The sequence below is a fragment of the Streptomyces sp. NPDC104831 genome, assembly GCF_055583025.1.
The window spans coordinates 1-18,761 of sequence record NZ_JBVJOT010000019.1 but is presented as its reverse complement, the minus strand read 5'-3'; the positions used below and the strand labels follow the sequence as shown (position 1 = coordinate 18,761).

At 71.7% G+C, this 18,761-nt stretch carries 17 protein-coding genes; 9 read left to right on the top strand and 8 right to left on the bottom strand.

Annotated features, from left to right (window positions below):
* The first annotated feature begins 259 nt into the window (after positions 1 to 259).
* The 5 genes from acs (at position 260) to ACZ63H_RS15450 (ending at position 5,755) form a co-directional block, all read left to right on the top strand.
* The gene (acs, locus tag ACZ63H_RS15470) at positions 260 to 2,257 is read left to right on the top strand and encodes an acetate--CoA ligase (RefSeq protein ID WP_469865149.1); all 1,998 of its coding nucleotides are present in this window, start codon (positions 260 to 262) and stop codon (positions 2,255 to 2,257) included.
* Between the two features lie 205 nt (positions 2,258 to 2,462).
* The gene (gene nhaA, locus ACZ63H_RS15465; RefSeq protein WP_469865147.1) at positions 2,463 to 3,893 is read left to right on the top strand and encodes a Na+/H+ antiporter NhaA; all 1,431 of its coding nucleotides are present in this window, start codon (positions 2,463 to 2,465) and stop codon (positions 3,891 to 3,893) included.
* Between the two features lie 122 nt (positions 3,894 to 4,015).
* The gene (locus tag ACZ63H_RS15460) at positions 4,016 to 4,504 is read left to right on the top strand and encodes a phage holin family protein (protein WP_467936035.1); all 489 of its coding nucleotides are present in this window, start codon (positions 4,016 to 4,018) and stop codon (positions 4,502 to 4,504) included.
* A complete protein-coding gene (locus ACZ63H_RS15455) occupies positions 4,501 to 5,436 on the top strand; it encodes an alpha/beta fold hydrolase (protein WP_469865144.1) in 936 nt (311 codons plus the stop codon). Before ACZ63H_RS15460 ends, ACZ63H_RS15455 begins: the two co-directional genes overlap by 4 nt.
* A gap of 139 nt (positions 5,437 to 5,575) precedes the next feature.
* Entirely contained in the window at positions 5,576 to 5,755 is a 180-nt protein-coding gene (locus ACZ63H_RS15450) for a hypothetical protein (RefSeq protein ID WP_467936031.1), read from the top strand.
* Between the two features lie 15 nt (positions 5,756 to 5,770).
* Here the strand turns inward: ACZ63H_RS15450 and ACZ63H_RS15445 are convergent, their stop codons facing one another.
* The 3 genes from ACZ63H_RS15445 to nth all read right to left on the bottom strand — a co-directional run bounded on the left by ACZ63H_RS15445 (position 5,771) and on the right by nth (position 8,891).
* Positions 5,771 to 6,970 (bottom strand): MarP family serine protease, encoded by a 1,200-nt coding sequence (locus tag ACZ63H_RS15445; protein WP_469865142.1) that lies wholly within the window; start codon positions 6,968 to 6,970, stop codon positions 5,771 to 5,773.
* Positions 6,971 to 7,060: 90 nt separating this feature from the next.
* Positions 7,061 to 7,756 (bottom strand): NUDIX hydrolase, encoded by a 696-nt coding sequence (locus ACZ63H_RS15440; protein WP_469865140.1) that lies wholly within the window; start codon positions 7,754 to 7,756, stop codon positions 7,061 to 7,063.
* Between the two features lie 55 nt (positions 7,757 to 7,811).
* Positions 7,812 to 8,891: an endonuclease III gene (gene nth / locus ACZ63H_RS15435; RefSeq protein WP_469865317.1), complete on the bottom strand. Its 1,080-nt coding sequence runs from the start codon at positions 8,889 to 8,891 to the stop codon at positions 7,812 to 7,814.
* A gap of 389 nt (positions 8,892 to 9,280) precedes the next feature.
* Between nth and ACZ63H_RS15430 the strand changes: the two genes are divergently transcribed.
* A complete protein-coding gene (locus ACZ63H_RS15430; protein WP_014674022.1) occupies positions 9,281 to 9,955 on the top strand; it encodes a Crp/Fnr family transcriptional regulator in 675 nt (224 codons plus the stop codon).
* Positions 9,956 to 10,118: 163 nt separating this feature from the next.
* Here ACZ63H_RS15430 and ACZ63H_RS15425 read toward each other — a convergent pair whose 3' ends face one another.
* From ACZ63H_RS15425 to ACZ63H_RS15410, 4 genes are all read right to left on the bottom strand, one after another.
* Positions 10,119 to 10,949 (bottom strand): MBL fold metallo-hydrolase, encoded by an 831-nt coding sequence (locus ACZ63H_RS15425; protein WP_469865138.1) that lies wholly within the window; start codon positions 10,947 to 10,949, stop codon positions 10,119 to 10,121.
* The gene (locus tag ACZ63H_RS15420) at positions 10,946 to 11,965 is read right to left on the bottom strand and encodes an NUDIX hydrolase (RefSeq protein WP_469865136.1); all 1,020 of its coding nucleotides are present in this window, start codon (positions 11,963 to 11,965) and stop codon (positions 10,946 to 10,948) included. The genes ACZ63H_RS15425 and ACZ63H_RS15420 overlap by 4 nt, the downstream gene beginning before the upstream one ends.
* Before the next feature lie 77 nt (positions 11,966 to 12,042).
* Positions 12,043 to 12,507 (bottom strand): RidA family protein, encoded by a 465-nt coding sequence (locus ACZ63H_RS15415; protein WP_469865134.1) that lies wholly within the window; start codon positions 12,505 to 12,507, stop codon positions 12,043 to 12,045.
* Positions 12,504 to 12,662 carry a DUF4177 domain-containing protein gene (locus tag ACZ63H_RS15410; RefSeq protein WP_009189813.1) on the bottom strand — a complete coding sequence of 53 codons (159 nt, stop codon included), beginning with the start codon at positions 12,660 to 12,662 and terminating at the stop codon, positions 12,504 to 12,506. Before ACZ63H_RS15410 ends, ACZ63H_RS15415 begins: the two co-directional genes overlap by 4 nt.
* 95 nt (positions 12,663 to 12,757) lie before the next feature.
* Between ACZ63H_RS15410 and bagA the strand changes: the two genes are divergently transcribed.
* Together bagA and bagB are read left to right on the top strand one after the other, a co-directional pair.
* Complete coding sequence (gene bagA, locus ACZ63H_RS15405) at positions 12,758 to 13,735, top strand: ATPase BagA (protein WP_469865132.1); 978 nt, start codon at positions 12,758 to 12,760, stop codon at positions 13,733 to 13,735.
* Positions 13,732 to 15,105, top strand: a complete 1,374-nt coding sequence (gene bagB / locus ACZ63H_RS15400) for an ATPase BagB (RefSeq protein ID WP_469865130.1) — start codon at positions 13,732 to 13,734, stop codon at positions 15,103 to 15,105. Before bagA ends, bagB begins: the two co-directional genes overlap by 4 nt.
* A gap of 252 nt (positions 15,106 to 15,357) precedes the next feature.
* Here the strand turns inward: bagB and wblA are convergent, their stop codons facing one another.
* Positions 15,358 to 15,696: a transcriptional regulator WblA gene (wblA, locus tag ACZ63H_RS15395; RefSeq protein WP_030606400.1), complete on the bottom strand. Its 339-nt coding sequence runs from the start codon at positions 15,694 to 15,696 to the stop codon at positions 15,358 to 15,360.
* Positions 15,697 to 16,241: 545 nt separating this feature from the next.
* On the opposite strand from wblA, the gene ACZ63H_RS15390 reads away from it, so the two are divergent.
* A complete protein-coding gene (locus tag ACZ63H_RS15390) occupies positions 16,242 to 18,581 on the top strand; it encodes a transglycosylase domain-containing protein (RefSeq protein WP_469865128.1) in 2,340 nt (779 codons plus the stop codon).
* The last annotated feature ends 180 nt before the right edge of the window (positions 18,582 to 18,761 follow it).

The window sequence follows — 18,761 nt, the reverse complement described above, 5'->3', positions numbered from 1 at the left end:
CACGGGCCTGAGAAGGAATTAGTACGACAAGCCGATGAAATGACTACTTCATTCCGGAGTGTGATCCCTTGCTCCATTCACCCCGGAAATCTATGCTTTGCCTTTACGTGGCATTACGATTCCTTTACCGAACGCGCCCATTCCACCGACGCGCGCCACCACACCCCGCGGCCGCGACCGCTCACTTGGTGATCTCCACACAGGTCTAAACCAATTTTCCCGTCGACCCTTGTCATCGGGCCCCCGCGTCTGATGAGCTGTGGCCTGGGACACAACGGACACCCTTCGAAAGGGAGATGTCGTGAGCAACGAGAGCCTGGCCAACCTGCTCAAGGAAGAACGCAGGTTCGCGCCCCCCGCCGACCTGGCGGCACACGCCAATGTCACGGCGGAGGCGTATGAACAGGCCAAGGCTGACAGGCTCGGCTTCTGGGCCGAGCAGGCCCGCCGGCTGACCTGGGCCAAGGAACCGACCGAGACGCTGGACTGGTCCAACCCGCCGTTCGCGAAGTGGTTCAAGGACGGCGAGCTGAACGTCGCCCACAACTGCGTGGACCGCCACGTGGAGGCCGGCCACGGCGACCGCGTCGCCATCCACTTCGAGGGCGAGCCCGGCGACAGCCGCGCGATCACCTACGCCGAGCTGAAGGACGAGGTCTCCAGGGCCGCCAACGCCCTGCTGGAGCTGGGCGTGCGCAAGGGCGACCGGGTCGCCATCTACATGCCGATGATCCCGGAGACCGCGATCGCGATGCTGGCCTCGGCCCGGATCGGCGCGGCCCACTCGGTCGTCTTCGGCGGCTTCTCGTCGGACGCGCTCGCAACCCGCATCCAGGACGCGGACGCCAAGGTCGTCATCACCGCCGACGGCGGCTACCGACGCGGCAAGCCGTCCGCGCTCAAGCCGGCCGTGGACGAGGCGCTCGCCAAGGCCGACCAGGTCGAGCACGTCCTGGTGGTGCGCCGCACCGGCCAGGAGGTCGCCTGGGCCGAGGGCCGGGACGTGTGGTGGCACGACCTGGTGGGCCGGCAGTCCGCCGAGCACACCCCGGAGGCGTTCGAGGCCGAGCACCCGTTGTTCATCCTCTACACCTCGGGTACGACGGGGAAGCCGAAGGGCATCCTGCACACCTCCGGCGGCTACCTCACCCAGGCGGCCTACACCCACTGGGCGGTCTTCGACCTCAAGCCGGAGACGGACGTCTACTGGTGCACGGCCGACGTCGGCTGGGTGACCGGGCACTCGTACATCGTGTACGGCCCGCTGGCCAACGGCGCGACCCAGGTGATGTACGAGGGCACCCCGGACACCCCGCACCAGGGCCGGTTCTGGGAGATCGTGCAGAAGTACAAGGTCTCGATCCTCTACACCGCGCCGACCGCGATCCGGACGTTCATGAAGTGGGGCGACGACATCCCCGCCAAGTACGACCTGTCCTCGCTGCGGATCCTCGGCTCGGTGGGCGAGCCGATCAACCCCGAGGCATGGGTCTGGTACCGCAAGCACATCGGCGCCGACCGCGCACCCGTCGTGGACACCTGGTGGCAGACCGAGACCGGCGCCATGATGATCAGCCCGCTGCCCGGTGTCACCGAGACGAAGCCCGGTTCGGCGCAGCGCCCGCTGCCCGGCATCAGCGCGACGGTCGTCGACGACGAGGCGAACGAGGTGCCCGACGGCGGCGGTGGCTACCTGGTGCTGACCGAGCCGTGGCCGTCGATGCTGCGCACCATCTGGCGCGACGACCAGCGGTTCATCGACACCTACTGGTCCCGCTTCGAGGGCAAGTACTTCGCCGGCGACGGCGCGAAGAAGGACGACGACGGGGACATCTGGCTGCTGGGCCGGGTGGACGACGTGATGCTCGTCTCCGGGCACAACATCTCCACCACCGAGGTGGAGTCGGCCCTCGTCTCGCACCCGTCGGTCGCCGAGGCCGCCGTCGTGGGCGCCGCGGACGAGACCACCGGGCAGGCCATCGTCGCCTTCGTCATCCTGCGCGGCTCGGCGTCGGAGACCGAAACGCTCATCGGCGAGCTGCGCAACCACGTCGGCGCCACCCTCGGCCCGATCGCCAAGCCCAAGCGCGTCCTGCCGGTGGCGGAGCTGCCGAAGACCCGCTCCGGCAAGATCATGCGCCGCCTGCTGCGGGACGTCGCCGAGAACCGGCAGCTCGGAGACGTGACCACGCTGACCGACAGCACGGTCATGGACCTCATCCAGACCAAGCTGCCCGCCTCGTCCAGCGAGGACTGAGCGGGACCGGGAGGATTGACACGGCGTCCTCGGGGCACCCGGCGGGCGAACACACGCCGCGTGCCCCGAGGCCCATGGGAAGACCATCGGGCCGGGGCGTGCCATTTTAGGTAAACTAAGGAAAGTGTCACCGCGGTGGCACGTAGGTGCGCCGGGAAGTCTGGTCGGCATGTGAGTTCCGCCTGCCTGCCCCCGGAGGTCTCCCGTGACCGCGCCCCGCACCCCCACCACCGTCCGCAAGGCCCTCGGCCGGCTGTCCCTGCCCGAGCGGACCTTCGTCGCGGACGCACTGCGCACCGAGACCGTCGGCGGCGTCCTGCTGCTCCTCGCCGCCGTGGCCGCCCTGGTCTGGGCGAACGTCCCCGGTCTGCGCCACGGCTATGAGGCGGTCAGCGACTTCCACCTCGGCCCCGGCGCGCTGGGCCTGCACCTGTCCGTCGCCCACTGGGCCGCCGACGGGCTGCTCGCCGTGTTCTTCTTCGTCGCCGGCATCGAACTCAAGCGCGAACTGGTCGCCGGGGACCTGCGCGACCCGAAGGCGGCCGTGCTGCCCGTGGTGGCGGCGCTGTGCGGGATGGCCGTACCCGCGCTCGTCTACGCCCTCACCAACCTGGCCGGGAACGGCTCCCTCAAGGGCTGGGCGGTGCCCACCGCCACCGACATCGCCTTCGCGCTCGCCGTCCTGGCGGTCATCGGCACCTCCCTGCCCAGCGCCCTGCGCGCCTTCCTGCTCACCCTGGCGGTCGTCGACGACCTCTTCGCGATCCTGATCATCGCGGTCTTCTTCACCGACCGGCTGAACCTCGCCGCCCTCGGGGGGGCCGTCGCCGGGCTCGCCGTCTTCTGGCTGCTGCTGCGCAAGGGTGTCCGCGGCTGGTACGTCTACCTCCCGCTCGCCGTCGTCGTCTGGGCGCTGATGTACAACAGCGGCGTGCACGCCACCATCGCCGGCGTGGCGATGGGCCTGATGCTGCGCTGCACCACCCGGGAGGGCGAGGAGCACTCGCCCGGCCAGCGCGTCGAGCACCTGGTGCGGCCCCTGTCGGCCGGGCTCGCCGTACCGCTGTTCGCCCTGTTCAGCGCCGGTGTGTCGCTGTCCGGCGGGGCGCTCGGGGACGTGTTCGGCAAGACCGAGACACTCGGTGTCGTCCTCGGCCTGGTCGTGGGGAAGACGATCGGGATCTTCGGCGGCACCTGGCTGACCGTGCGCTTCACCCGGGCGCGGCTCAGCGAGGAACTGGCGTGGGCCGACGTCTTCGCGATGTCCTCCCTCGCCGGAATCGGCTTCACGGTCTCGCTGCTCATCGGCGAGCTGGCCTTCGGGGGCGACCCCGTCCTCACCGGCGAGGTGAAGGCGGCCGTCCTCACCGGATCGCTGATCGCGGCGGTGTGCGCGACGATGCTGCTGAAGCTGCGCAACGACCGGTACCGCAGGCTGTGCGAGGAGGAGGAGCGCGACGAGGACCTCGACGGCATCCCGGACGTCTACGAACAGGGCGACCCGGCGTACCACCTCCGGATGGCCGAGATCCACGAGCGCAAGGCCGCCGAACACCGGCGGCTGGCCGCCGAGGCACGCCACGGGCTTGCGGAAGTGCCGGGCGGGGCAGGCGAGGAGCGCGACCGTCCGGCATGATCTGACGAGACGGTACAAAACAAGACGGCCGCACGCGCGCGACGGCTACCCGGACAGCCGTACGAGCACCACGGCCGTCCCCGCAGCACATGTGCGGCACGAGACCTCTGAGGGAGAACGCGATGAGCGCACCCGACGGCAGCCCGGTCGGCGCCGAACGCAGCATCGGCCAGCTGTTCGCCTCGGCGACGACCGAATTGTCGGCGCTGGTGCACGACGAGATCGCGCTGGCCAAGGCCCAGCTCAAGCAGGACGTGAAGCGCGGCGCGGTGAGCGGCGGCGCCTTCTCGATGGCGGGCGCGGTCCTGGTGTTCTCCCTGCCGATGCTCAACTTCGCCCTGGCGTACGGCATCCGGACCTGGAGCCACTGGAACCTGGCGATCTGCTTCGTGCTGTCCTTCGCGGCCAACGTGCTGGTCGCCGGCCTGCTCGGGCTCATCGGCCTGGTGTTCGCGAAGAAGGCCAAGCGGGGCAAGGGTCCGCAGAAGGTGGCCGCCTCGATGAAGGAGTCGGCGGGCGTCCTGCAGAACGCCAAGCCGCACCCGCGTCCGGAGCTGGGCGACGAGCCGGCTCCCGCCGCCCTCGAGGCTGTGGCACGCTCGTCGTCATGACGGACCCCGCCGCCCCCTCCCCCGTGCGGATCGACCTCCCCGACGGGAGGCGGGTCACGCACCGGGACGTCGCCGCCAACGGCGCCCGCTTCCACATCGCGGAGCTGGGCGACGGCCCCCTGGTGCTGTTCCTGCACGGCTTCCCGCAGTTCTGGTGGACATGGCGGCACCAGCTGGCAGCGCTCGCCGACGCGGGCTACCGGGCGGTGGCGATGGACCTGCGGGGCGTCGGCGGCAGCGACCGCACGCCCCGCGGGTACGACCCGGCCAACCTGGCGCTCGACGTCACCGGGGTGATCCGCTCGCTCGGCGAGCCGGACGCCGCGCTGGTCGGCCACGACCTCGGCGGCTACCTGGCGTGGACGGCGGCGGCCATGCGCCCCAAGCTGGTGCGGCGCCTGGCGGTGGTGTCCATGCCGCACCCGCGGCGCTGGCGCGCGGCGATGCTGCGGGACGCCCGGCAGACCGCCGCCAACTCCTACGTCTGGGGCTTCCAGCGGCCGTGGCTGCCCGAGCGCCAACTGACCGCCGACGACGGCGCGCTGGTGGGCCGGTTGATCCGGGAGTGGTCCGGGCCCCGGCCGCCGGAGGACGCGGCCGTGGAGGCGTACCAGCGGGCCATGTGCATCCCCTCCACGGCGCACTGCTCCATCGAGCCGTACCGCTGGCTGGTGCGTTCCCTGGCCCGCCCGGACGGTGTGCAGTTCTACCGCCGGATGAAGCGGCCCGTCCGGGTGCCGACGCTGCATCTGCACGGCTCGCTGGACCCGGTGACCCGCACCCGCAGCGCGGCCGGTTCCGGCGAGTACGTCGAAGCCCCCTACCGCTGGCGCCTGTTCGACGGTCTCGGCCACTTCCCGCACGAGGAGGACCCGGCCGCGTTCTCCGCCGAACTGGTCAACTGGCTGAAGGACCCCGAGCCGGACCGGTGACCGTTTGGTGAGGGTTCCGGCGCGTTCGGCATCCGGTTCCCCCACAGTTGTCCCCTGAATCGCCACATGCCCTGCGCATAGGCCAATTAGGGGGCGCGCGGGTGGTTATCGACCTTCGGGCGGGGGCACACGTCGGGGTATGGGCTGGACGCACGACTACAGTGACGCACCCCGCAACCGCCGCTCGGCCATGGGTCCGGGCACGCCCCAGCGGGTCGTTCCGCAACTCGCGGCAGGCGACCCGCGGGTGGGGATCCCGCGTATCCTGCGCCGCCGGGCCCGCTGGGTCTCGATGCGTCTGCGCCACGCGCGGAGCTGACGCCCGCGCGCCGTCCTACAGCGCGCAGCTGTCCGTCCCCACCTGCTCGTTCGCCGTACGCCCCCGCTCGATGTCGGCCCGGATCTCGTCCGCCGTCAGCGCGTACCCCGTGTCCGCGTCGTCGAGCGATTTGGCGAACACCACGCCGTACACCTCCCCGTCCGGAGTGAGCAGCGGGCCACCGGAGTTGCCCTGCCGGACGACGGCGTACAGGGAGTAGACATCGCGGCGGACCGTGCCGCGGTGGTAGATGTCCGGGCCGTTGGCCGTGATGCGCCCGCGCACGCGCGCGGCGCGCACGTCGTACGCCCCGTTCTCCGGGAAGCCCGCGACGATCGCGCCGTCCCCGCCGGCCGCGTCCTCGCGGGTGAACCGCAGCGCCGTCGCCCTCAGGTCGGGCACGTCGAGCACGGCGATGTCGCGCTCCCAGTCGTACAGCACCACCCTGGCGTCGTACTTGCGGCCCTCACCGCCTATCTGCACCCGCGGCGCGTCCACCCCGCCGACCACGTGCGCGTTGGTCATCACCCGGCGGTCGGCGAAGACGAAGCCGGAGCCCTCCAGGACCTTGCCGCAGCTCTGGGCGGTCCCGGTGACCTTGACGATGGAGCGCTGGGCGCGCTGGGCGACCGGGCTGCCCGCGAGGGCCTGGTCCGGCGGCCGCACGTCCTTGATCGGCTCGTCGGCGAACGGGCTGAAGACCTGCGGGAAGCCGTTCTGGGCGAGTACGGACGAGAAGTCGGCGAACCAGGTGTCGGCCTGCGCGGGCAGCGCCCGGGAGACGCCGAGCAGCACCTTGGAGCCGCGGACCTCCTTGCCGAGCGTGGGCAGGGTCGTGCCGGCCAGGGCTGAGCCGATCAGCCAGGCCACCAGGAGCATCGCGACGACGTTGACCAGCGCGCCGCCCGTGGCGTCCAGGGCGCGGGCCGGGGACCAGGTGATGTACCGGCGCAGTTTGTTGCCGAGGTGGGTGGTCAGGGCCTGGCCCACGGAGGCGCACACGATGACGACGACCACGGCCACGACCGCGGCGGTGGTCCCGACCTCCTCCTTGCCGGTCATGGCGTCCCAGATCACCGGCAGCGTGTACACGGCGAGGAGGCCCCCGCCCAGGAACCCGGTCACCGACAGGATGCCGACGACGAAGCCCTGGCGGTAACCCACCACCGCGAACCACACGGCCGCGACGAGCAACAGGATGTCCAGCACGTTCACCGCTTCAGGCCTCGCCTACTCACTCCGCTCCCAGCAGTTCGGCCGGGCCCCGGGGCCGCCCCCCGGGGATACCGCACGGGGATCACCCTGTCACGCGTGCCAGTCGAGCGGGACCTGCTTCCCCCGGTCCCAGGGACGCTCCCAGCCCGCGTAGTGCAGCAGGCGGTCGATCACGCCGGCCGTGAAGCCCCACACCAGGGCCGATTCGACCAGGAACGCCGGACCGCTGTGGCCCCTGGGGTGGACGGCGGTGGCGCGGTTTGCGGGGTCCGTGAGATCCGCCACCGGCACGGTGAAGACGCGGGCCGTCTCGTTCGGGTCGACCACGGCGACCGGGCTGGGCTCGCGCCACCAGCCCAGCACGGGCGTGACGACGAAGCGGCTGACCGGGATGTACAGCCGGGGCAGCACCCCGAAGAGCTGTACGCCCGAGGGGTCGAGCCCGGTCTCCTCGCGCGCCTCGCGCAGCGCGGCCCGCAGAGGCCCGTCGCCCAGCGGATCGCCGTCCTCCGGATCCAGCGCGCCGCCCGGGAAGGACGGCTGGCCGGCGTGCGAGCGCAGGGAGCCCGCGCGTTCCATGAGGAGCAGCTCCGGGCCGCGTTCCCCCTCGCCGAACAGGATCAGCACGGCCGACTGCCGCCCCGAGCCGTTCTCCGGCGGCAGGAAGTGGCTCATCTGCGTCGGCTCGATCGTCTCCACGACGTCCACGACCGGCGCCAGCCAGTTCGGCAGCCCCGCCCTGCTGAGCGTCAGCGGGCCGCCCTGTGTGTCGCTCGTCCTCGTCATCGCCACCCCCGTCGTCCTGCCCTCTCCAACGCCCGAGGACACCGAGATCGTTCCGTCACGCGGCCCCCAGGGGCGGCGCCGGAGTGCCGCCGGCGTCCAGGTAGGCCTGCGGGGGCTTCAGGCGCTGGCCCGGGAAACCGCCCTTCTCGTACTTGAGCAGCTTCTTCGCCTTCTCCGGGTCGGTCTCGCCCTCGCCGTACGCCGGGCAGAGCGGGGCGATGGGGCAGGCGCCGCAGGCGGGCTTGCGGGCGTGGCAGATGCGCCGGCCGTGCCAGATGACGTGGTGGGACAGGTCGGTCCACTCGCTCTTCGGGAAGAGCGCGCCGACGGCGGCCTCGATCTTGTCGGGGTCGGTCTCGTCGGTCCACTGCCAGCGCCGGACGAGCCGCTGGAAGTGGGTGTCCACGGTGATCCCGGGCCGGCCGTAGGCGTTGCCGAGGACGACGAAGGCCGTCTTGCGGCCCACGCCGGGCAGCGTGACCAGGTCCTCCAGCCGTCCGGGCACCTCGCCGCCGAAGTTCTCGACGAGCGCCTTGGAGAGCCCTATGACCGACCTGGTCTTGGCCCGGAAGAAGCCGCAGGGGCGCAGGATCTGCTCGACGTCCTCCGGGTTGGCGGCAGCGAGGTCCTCGGGGGCGGGGTACCGGCTGAAGAGCGCCGGGGTGGTCTGGTTGACGCGCAGGTCGGTGGTCTGGGCCGACAGCACGGTGGCGACCAGCAGCTGGAAGGGGTTCTCGAAGTCCAGCTCGGGGTGGGCGTAGGGGTACACCTCGGCCAGTTCGCGGTTGATGCGGCGGGCGCGGCGGACCAGGGCGGTGGGGGACTCGCCGCCCGGCGGCCGGACGGCGATCTTCTTGACGGGCGCGGCCTTCCTGACGGCGGCCTCGGCGGGGACGACCGCGTCGGCGGGCTTCACCTTCCTGGCGACGGCTTTGGCGGGGGCCGGCTTCCGGGCGGACGCGCTCTTCTTCGCGACGGCCCCGGAAGGAGCGGCCTTCTTCGCGGCGGCCCCGGAGGAGGCGGCCTTCTTGGCGGGTGCGCTCTTCTTCGCCGCCGCACTCTTCTTCGCCGGTGCCGCCTTCTTCCCGGCCTCCGTCGTGTCCGCCGCCTTCTTCGCGGCCGCCGCCTTCTTCATGCCCTCCGCCTTCTTCACGGGCGTGGCCTCCTCGGCGGCCTCCCCTTCCGCACCGACAGGCTTTTTAGCCGATTTGCGCGTTTTACTACTTCCCTCGGGCGTGCGTTCGCCCACAGCGGAATCGCGACGTACAACCACCCGCCCAGCCCCCTTGGCCTGTGCTCTCACCGGCGATTTGGACACCCGGCCAGCCTAAAGCCCGGCACCGACATCCGCCCCGGACCCGGCGCAGCGGCCCCCGATCGGACCCCTGACGCATACCCCGGGAGACCGGTGCGGCATCCTTGTGACAGATCACACTGTTTGGACCGTCCGGCAAAATGGGGAACACGGTCCCCTGGCACACGGGGGAGCAAGATCCCCTGAGCAGGTCGACAAGGAGAGAACTCGTGGACGACGTTCTGCGGCGCAACCCGCTCTTCGCGGCTCTCGACGACGAGCAGGCCGCGGAGCTTCGCGCCTCCATGAGTGAGGTGACCCTCGCCCGCGGCGACTCCCTGTTCCACGAGGGCGACCCCGGGGACCGGCTGTACGTCGTGACCGAGGGCAAGGTCAAGCTGCACCGCACTTCCCCCGACGGCCGCGAGAACATGCTCGCCGTCGTCGGCCCCGGCGAACTCATCGGCGAACTGTCGCTGTTCGACCCGGGTCCCCGTACGGCCACCGCGACCGCCCTGACCGAGGTCAAGCTGCTCGGTCTCGGCCACGGCGACCTCCAGCCCTGGCTGAACGCCCGCCCCGAGGTGGCCGGCGCCCTGCTGCGGGCCGTCGCCCGCCGGCTGCGCAAGACCAACGACGCCATGTCCGACCTGGTCTTCTCCGATGTGCCCGGCCGGGTCGCCCGCGCCCTGCTGGACCTGTCGCGCCGCTTCGGCGTGCAGTCCGAGGAGGGCATCCACGTCGTCCACGACCTGACCCAGGAGGAGCTGGCCCAGCTGGTCGGCGCCTCCCGCGAGACGGTGAACAAGGCCCTCGCGGACTTCGCCCAGCGCGGCTGGCTGCGCCTGGAGGCGCGGGCCGTGATCCTGCTGGACGTGGAGCGGCTGGCCAAGAGGTCGCGCTGACACCGTCCCCGGCCGTACGCCGACGGGGCCCCGCTCCCACGAGCCGGGCCCCGCTGCCGTGTCCGGGCGCCCGGCACCGCGGGGCCGGGGACTCACCCCGCACGCACGCGTGCCCGGCACCGGCTCCCTCCCGGGCGTCCCTCTCCGTGCCACCCCGTCGGTGCTAGATCAGCCCGTGCTCGCCGAGGTACTCCATCTGGGCCCGGACCGACAGTTCCGCCGCCGGCCACAGGGAGCGGTCCACGTCGGCGTAGACGTGGGCGACGACCTCGGCCGGGGTGCGGTGGCCGTTCTCGACCGCGGTCTCCACCTGGGCGAGCCGGTGCGCGCGGTGGGCGAGGTAGAACTCCACGGCGCCCTGGGCGTCCTCCAGGACCGGCCCGTGGCCCGGCAGGACGGTGTGCACGCCGTCGTCCACCGTGAGGGACCGCAGCCGCCGCAGGGAGTCCAGGTAGTCCCCGAGCCTGCCGTCCGGGTGCGCCACGACCGTCGTACCGCGCCCGAGGACGGTGTCGCCGGTCAGCACCGCCCGGTCGGCCGGGAGGTGGAAGGACAGCGAGTCCGCGGTGTGCCCGGGGGTCGGTACGACCCGCAGCTCCAGCCCGCCCACGGTGACCACGTCCCCCGCGGCCAGGCCCTCGTCGCCGAGCCGCAGGGCCGGATCGAGGGCGCGCACGCGCGTGCCGGTCAGTTCGGCGAACCGGGCGGCACCCTCGGCGTGGTCGGGGTGACCGTGGGTCAGGAGGGTCAGGGCTATGCGCCTGCCGGCCTTCTCCGCCGTGTCCACGACGTTGCGCAGGTGGCCGTCGTCCAGCGGCCCCGGGTCGATCACCACGGCCAGCTCGGAACCGGGCTCGGCGACGATCCAGGTGTTCGTGCCGTCCAGGGTCATCGCGGAGGCGTTGGGCGCGAGGACGTTGACCGCCCGTTCGGTGGCCGGCCCGGACAGGGCCCCGCCCCGGGGCTGGCCCGGCAGCGCGCTTGCGTCGGTCATGCGGGGCCTCCACCGGTGGTCGAAGGGGTGTGCGCGGGCCTGGCCGGGCGCGGGCCGGCCGACGGAGCGCCCGCCGGTGCCCCGGACGCCGCGGGCGTCACAGGAGCCGTCGCCGGCTCGGCGGCCGTCGGCGCCGCGGGTGGCGCCGTCGTCGGCTCGGTGGCCGTCGGGATGTGCTTGGTGAACTCCTCGTGCCCCGGCCAGGAGAGGACGATCTCGTCGCCCCGGAGGCGGGCGCTCGCCCGTACCGGCGTCATCTCGCGCGCGGGTGCGGCGGCCAGTGCCTCGGCGGCACTGCGGAAGGGCAGCAGCTGGCGCAGGGCGGCGATGGTGGGCGGCATCATCAGCAGCTCGCCCCTGTCGTACCCGGCGGCGGCCTCGGCGGGGCGGATCCACACCGTGCGGTCGGCCTCCGTGGAGGCGTTGCGGGTGCGCTGCCCCTCGGGGAGTGCGGCCACGAAGAACCACGTGTCGTAGCGGCGGGCCTCGAATTCCGGGGTGATCCAGCGGGCCCAGGCGCCCAGCAGGTCCGAGCGCAGCACCAGGCCGCGCCGGTCGAGGAACTCGGCGAAGGACAGCTCACGCGCGACCAGGGCGGCACGGTCGGCCTCCCAGTCGTCCCCGGTGGTGTCGCCGACGACCGAGTCCGCACCGGGCCCGGCGAGCAGCACTCCGGCCTCCTCGTACGTCTCCCGTACGGCCGCGCAGACGATCGCCTGGGCGCTCGCCGCGTCGACGCCGAGCCGCTCGGCCCACCACGCGCGCGGGGGGCCCGCCCAGCCGATCCGGCGGTCGTCGTCCCGGGGGTCGACGCCGCCCCCGGGATACGCGTACGCGCCTCCGGCGAAGGCCATGGAGGCGCGTCTGCGCAGCATGTGGACGACCGGGCCGTCCGGGGTGTCCTTCAGGAGCAGGACCGTGGCCGCGCGCTTCGGGGTCACCGGCGTGAGCGTGCCGTCCGCGAGCGCGCGGATGCGCTCCGGCCACTCCGGCGGATACCACTGACCGTTCGCCATGGCCGGAGGCTATCCCGTACCGGGCGATTGTTCGAGAGGTGCCCGGGGCCGGCGGGGAGGGCGGGTACGGCGCGGGCCTACTGGGCCAGCTCCACCTGGATCTCGACCTCGACCGGCGCGTCCAGCGGCAGTACCGCGACGCCGACCGCGCTGCGGGCGTGCACGCCCTTCTCGCCCAGGACCTCGCCGAGCAGTTCGCTGGCGCCGTTGACGACACCGGGCTGCCCGGTGAAGTCGGCCGCCGAGGCGACGAAGCCGACGACCTTCACCACGCGCGCGATACCGTCCAGGTCGCCGACGACGGACTTCACGGCGGCCAGCGCGTTCAGCGCGCAGGTGCGGGCCAGCTCCTTGGCCTCCTCCGGCGTGACCTCGGCGCCCACCTTGCCGGTGACCGGCAGCTTGCCCTCCGCCATCGGCAGCTGGCCGGCGGTGTAGACGTACGCGCCGGACCGCACGGCCGGCTGGTAGGCGGCCAGCGGCGGGACCACCTCGGGCAGGGTCAGACCCAGCTCGGCCAGTTTGGCCTCGACCGCGCTCACGCCTGCTTCTCCCGCTTCAGGTAGGCCACGAGCTGCTCGGGGTTCGGCCCGGGCACGACCTGGACGAGCTCCCAGCCGTCCTCGCCCCAGGTGTCCAGAATCTGCTTCGTGGCATGGACGAGCAGCGGCACGGTTGCGTATTCCCACTTGGTCATGGGCCGACTGTAGCCGCTGTGGCCACAGGGACGGTGACCTGCGTTATCCACAGGCCCGCGCGTGCCCGTCGGCCGGACTGGTTAGTCTCGAAGATGTGAGCAGGCTCCAGGTCGTCAGCGGCAAGGGCGGGACCGGAAAGACGACGGTCGCCGCCGCACTCGCGCTGGCCCTCGCGACCGAGGGGAAGCGGACGCTTCTCGTCGAGGTCGAGGGCCGGCAGGGCATCGCCCAGCTCTTCGAGACGGAGGCGTTGCCCTATGAGGAGCGGAAGATCGCGGTCGCTCCGGGCGGCGGGGAGGTGTACGCCCTCGCCATAGACCCCGAACTGGCCCTTCTGGACTATCTCCAGATGTTCTACAAACTCGGGAGCGCGGGCCGGGCCCTGAAGAAGCTCGGCGCGATCGACTTCGCCACCACCGTCGCGCCCGGCCTCCGGGACGTCCTGCTGACCGGCAAGGCGTGCGAGGCCGTGCGCCGCAAGGACCGGTCGGGCGGGTTCGTGTACGACTACGTGGTCATGGACGCCCCGCCGACCGGCCGGGTCACCCGCTTCCTGAACGTGAACGACGAGGTGGCGGGCCTCGCGAAGATCGGTCCGATACACAATCAGGCGCAGGCGGTGATGCGGGTGCTGAAGTCGCCGGAGACGGCGGTGCACCTGGTGACGCTGCTGGAGGAGATGCCGGTCCAGGAGACCGCCGACGGCATCGCGGAACTCCGCGCGGCCCGGCTGCCGGTCGGCCGGGTCATCGTGAACATGGTCCGGCCGCGGGTGCTGGACGCGGCCGGCCTGGAACTCGTGCGGACCGTGGAGCGTTCCTCTGTCGCCAAGGCGCTCTCGGCGGCCGGTCTGGGCGGGGCCCGGCGCGGCGGGAACGCCGAGCGGCTGGTGGACCCGCTGCTGGAGCAGGCCGCGGAGTACGCCGAGCGGTACGCGCTGGAGCAGGAGCAGCGCGCGGTCCTCACCGAGCTGGGCCTGCCGCTGCACGAACTGCCGCTGCTCGCCGAGGGCATGGACCTGGCGAGCCTGTACGAACTCGCCACCGAGCTGCGGAAGCAGGGGTTGTCATGAGTGCGGACCCGGCCGAGGCATCCGAGACGGCGGAGGGGCCCGAGGAGGGCGAGGAGCTGGAGGAGACCGGGGAGGGCCGCCGGCTCTCCCCGGCGCGCGGGCTGGACGTGGACCCGCTGCTGGACGACCCGAAGACCCGGATCGTGGTGTGCTGCGGCTCGGGCGGGGTCGGCAAGACGACGACCGCGGCGGCCCTCGGGCTGCGGGCCGCCGAACGGGGCCGCAAGGTGGTCGTCCTCACCATCGACCCGGCCAGGCGGCTGGCCCAGTCGATGGGCATCGACTCCCTCGACAACGTGCCCCGCAGGGTGAAGGGCACCGAGGGCGACGGCGAGCTGCACGCCATGATGCTCGACATGAAGCGCACCTTCGACGAGGTCGTGGAGGCGCACGCGGACCCCGCGCGGGCCGCCGCGATCCTGGCGAACCCCTTCTACCAATCGCTCTCGGCGGGCTTCGCGGGCACGCAGGAGTACATGGCGATGGAGAAGCTGGGCCAGCTGCGGGCGAAGGACGAGTGGGACCTGATCGTGGTCGACACCCCGCCGTCCCGTTCGGCGCTGGACTTCCTGGACGCGCCCAAGCGGCTCGGCTCCTTCCTGGACGGCCGGCTCATCCGGCTGCTGACCGCTCCGGCCAAGCTCGGCGGCCGGGCCGGGATGGCCTTCCTCAACGTCGGCATGTCGATGATGACCGGCACGCTCGGCAAGCTGCTGGGCGGTCAGCTGCTGAAGGACGTGCAGACCTTCGTGGCCGCGATGGACACCACCTTCGGCGGCTTCCGCACCCGAGCGGACGCCACCTACAAGCTCCTCCAGGCGCCCGGCACGGCGTTCCTGGTGGTGGCGGCCCCGGAGCGGGACGCGCTGCGCGAGGCGGCGTACTTCGTGGAGCGGCTGGCCGCGGAGAAGATGCCACTGGTGGGCCTGGTGCTGAACCGCGTCCATGGCAGCGGGGCCGGCCGGCTGTCGGCCGAGCGGGCGCTCGCCGCCGCGGAAAATCTTGAGGACCCCCGCATTGTGGATCAGGGGGACGGGAAAGCTGGACTTCGTAACTCTCCTGACACGCACGGCAGTTCACCATCCCAGGCACCGGAGACCGCAGCTCCCGCTCCCGAGGAAGGCTCCCCCGCCGACACGGAGCGCTCGGTCGACCGGCTCACCGCGGGCCTGCTGAGGCTGCACGCCGAACGCATGCGGGTGCTCGCGCGCGAGCGGCGCACACGCGACCGCTTCATCGCCCGCCATCCCGAGGTGGCGGTGGTCGAGGTACCCGCGCTGCCCGGTGACGTCCACGACCTCGTGGGCCTGCGTGACATCGGAGACCGGATGGCGGCGCCCGAAGGGCCGGAACGGACGGAGCACATATAGGCACCCGCAGCACACGGCGTACTCCGGCGCGGAGGGACACGCGTACGGCGCGTGCGAGGCACCCGGTCGTCGCGCCCGCGGCTCAGGCACGGCAGCCGTACGCCCGGTCACCCGCGACCGGTCGTACCGGCCCTGTGCGCTGACCCGGGCTTCACGGGGCGCATCCGACGGGGGTCCTGGCCTTGAGGGGTTCCTCGCCAGGCGGACCGAAGGGTTCCCCACCTTGCGAGGCGAGCCTGAAGGGGGAGGCCCTCAGCTCACCGCGGCGTAGTTCTCGTACACCTCGTCGTTGTCGAGGGACACGATTCCCGCTCCCCGCTCGTACTCCGAGCGGGCGGTTTCCAGGAGTCTGCGCCAGGAGGTCACGGTGGGGCGCCGGCGCAGCAGCGCACGGCGCTCGCGCTCCGTCATGCCTCCCCACACGCCGAACTCGACGCGGTTGTCCAGCGCGTCGGCCAGGCACTCGGTGCGTACCGGGCATCCGGTGCACACCGCCTTGGCCCTGTTCTGCGCTGCTCCCTGAACGAACAGTTCATCCGGATCGGTAGTGCGGCAGGCGGCCTGCGCACTCCAGTCGGTTACCCAGCCCATACCGGCGCCGTCCTCTCCCGAATCGAGGCTCCCCCACGGCGGCAGCGGCATATTCACCGCCGCCAGTTGAGGACGTTACGGAAGGTGGGGACCGTGCAACACCCCCTTCGGGCCCAATCTTGAATGGCCCGAACGGACTATGGGTAAGCGGCAGATCACCCGCGGGAGTGAGCTGAGGACATGCGTGATCATCCCGGCAAACCGGGGCAGTCGCGGTGTGTCACACCGTGCGTGGGGCGGCACTCGGGCCCGCCCCCGGGGGAAGAAGGGCCGTTCTCCGGGAATTCCCGGCCGGATCCGGAACGATTCGGGGTCGTCGGACGTAGGGAGAGGTGACCGCACGGCTGTGACAGTTGAGAGCAGCTTAGGCCAACGCCTGCGCGTGTGTCCGGTGAATGGGAACGGAGACGTCCCTCTTTGCCGGGCCATGACGGAGGCCGGCGCCCCGGCCGGCCCTCGGGCGGTACGTCACGATCGGCACTCGGAACATCCCGACAAGCGGTCGCTCCCTCGGAACGCTCAACAGTACGGATTAGGCTGCCTCCATGCCAAAGAAGCGCTCGGGCGGTGGTCTGTCGCCCATGCAGCAGGCCGCCAAGTTCCTCGGTGTCAGTGTGCTCGCCGGAGCCGTCATGGCGGGCATCGCGCTGCCAGCGGCCGGCGCGCTGGGCCTTGCGGCCAAGGGCTCGGTCAAGGGGTTCGACGACATCCCGGCCAACCTGAAAAGTCCCCAGCTGAGCCAGCGCACCACCATCCTGGACAGCCACGGCAAGCAGATCGCGACCGTCTACTCCCGCGACCGCACGGTGGTGGACCTCAAGGACATCTCGCCGTACATGCAGAAGGCGATCGTCGCGATCGAGGACTCGCGCTTCTACAAGCACGGCGCCGTCGACCTCAAGGGCGTGCTGCGCGCCGTCAACAAGAACGCGCAGGAGGGCGGGGTCGCCCAGGGTGCCTCCACGCTCACCCAGCAGCTGGTGAAGAACTACTTCATCGAAGAGGCCGGTGACGACCCGACGAAGGTCGCCGAGGCCACCCAGCAGACGCTGGGCCGCAAGATCCGCGAGCTGAAGTACGCCATCCAGATCGAGGACAAGCTCGGCAAGAAGAAGATCCTCGAGAACTACCTGAACATCACTTTCTTCGGCGAGCAGGCCTACGGCGTCGAAGCCGCCTCCCAGCGCTACTTCTCCAAGCACGCCAAGGACCTGACCCTCCCCGAGTCGGCGCTGCTGGCGGGCATCGTGCAGTCCCCGAGCCGCTACGACCCGGTCAACGACGAGGCCGAGGCCACCAAGCGGCGCAACGTCGTGCTCCAGCGGATGGCGGAGCTGGGCGACATCTCCCAGAAGGAGGCCGACCAGGCGAAGGGGAAGCCGCTCGGCCTGCACACCAGCCGCCCCAAGAACGGCTGCATCACCGCGGTCAAGGGCGCCGGCTTCTTCTGTGACTACGTCCGCCAGGTCGTCCTCACCGACCCGGTCTTCGGCAAGACCAAGGAGAAGCGGGCCAAGCTCTGGAACCGCGGCGGCCTGACGATCCGTACGACGCTCGACCCGCAGGCGCAGCAGTCCGTGCAGGAGTCCATCAAGGACCACGTCTACAAGAGCGACGCCGTGGCGACCGCCGCGACCGTCGTCGAGCCGGGCACCGGCAGGATCCTCGCCATGGGCCAGTCCCGCCCGTACGGCGTCAACGTCAACAACGACGAGACGACGATCAACCTGTCCGTGAACCAGGACATGGGCGGCGGCGCCGGCTACCAGCCCGGCTCCACGTTCAAGCCGATCGTCGCCGCGGCGGCCGTCGAGGGCGGCAAGCCCGCGACGCAGGAGTACTCGTCGCCGTACGAGATGCCGTACCCGAGCCCGGTGGCCGCGTGCGACGGCAAGGTGTGGCGCAACGACCCGAACCGGCCGGCCAAGCTGAAGAACGAGAGCGACTCGGAGCGCGGCCCGTACGGCATGGCGGAGGCCACCGCGAAGTCGGTCAACACCTACTACGTCCAGCTGATCAGTGACATCGGCATCTGCCCGGTCGTCGACATGGCGAAGAAGATGGGCGTGGCGCGGGCGGACGGCCGCAAGATCGACCAGGCGCCCTCCATCGCGCTCGGCACCCAGGAGATGTCCCCGCTGACGATGGCGAGCGCGTACGCAGCCTTCGCCTCGCGCGGCATGTACTGCACCCCGGTCGCCATCGAGTCGGTCAGCCAGAGGGCCGGCAGCGAGCAGAGGTCCCTCCGGGTGCCGAAGTCGACCTGCTCACGGGCGATGTCGGAGAACACCGCGGACACGATCAGCACGCTCCTCAAGGGCGTGGTCGAGGACGGCACGGGCCAGCAGGCCGGTCTCGGCAGCCGCCCGAGCGCGGGCAAGACGGGTACGACGGACGAGCGCTTCGCGGCCTGGTTCGTCGGCTACACCCCGAACATGGCGGGCGCGGTCTGGGTTGGCGACCCGCAGCACAAGCGCAAGATGACCAACATCACCATCGGCGGCGTCCCGCACGACAAGGTCTACGGCGGCGAGGTCCCGGGCCCGATCTGGCGCGACATGATGTCCGGCGCGCTGGAGGGCAAGCCGGCGCCGGACTTCCACCTGATCGACCTCCCCGACGACTCGCACGACGAGGACGACCGGGAAAAAGGCGACCGGGGCGCGACGGACGACCACAACGGGGACGCGACCGGGCAGACGACCGGGGGGCTGATCGGCGGCCTGACCAACGGGGGCACCGCTGACGGCGGCACGACCGCCGGCGCCCTCGGCGGCTCGTTCCCGACGCCGACGTTCTCGCTCCCCGGGAACCTCGTCCAGGGGCAGGGGGACGGCTGGAACGGCGGCCGCAACGGCAACGGCCGTGGGGGCGGCCGGCACTAGCCGGGACCCGGATTCCTTCCGGTACGACGGTGACCGGGTGCCGGTCGGCGCGGCGGGGGGGGGGGCCCGGGGGGGGGGGGGGGGGCGCGGGGGGGGGGGGGGGGGGAGGAACACACAACGGGGGGGGGGGGGGGAACGACGACCATAAAAAAGGGAAGACCCGCAGCCGCGGTGGGGGAG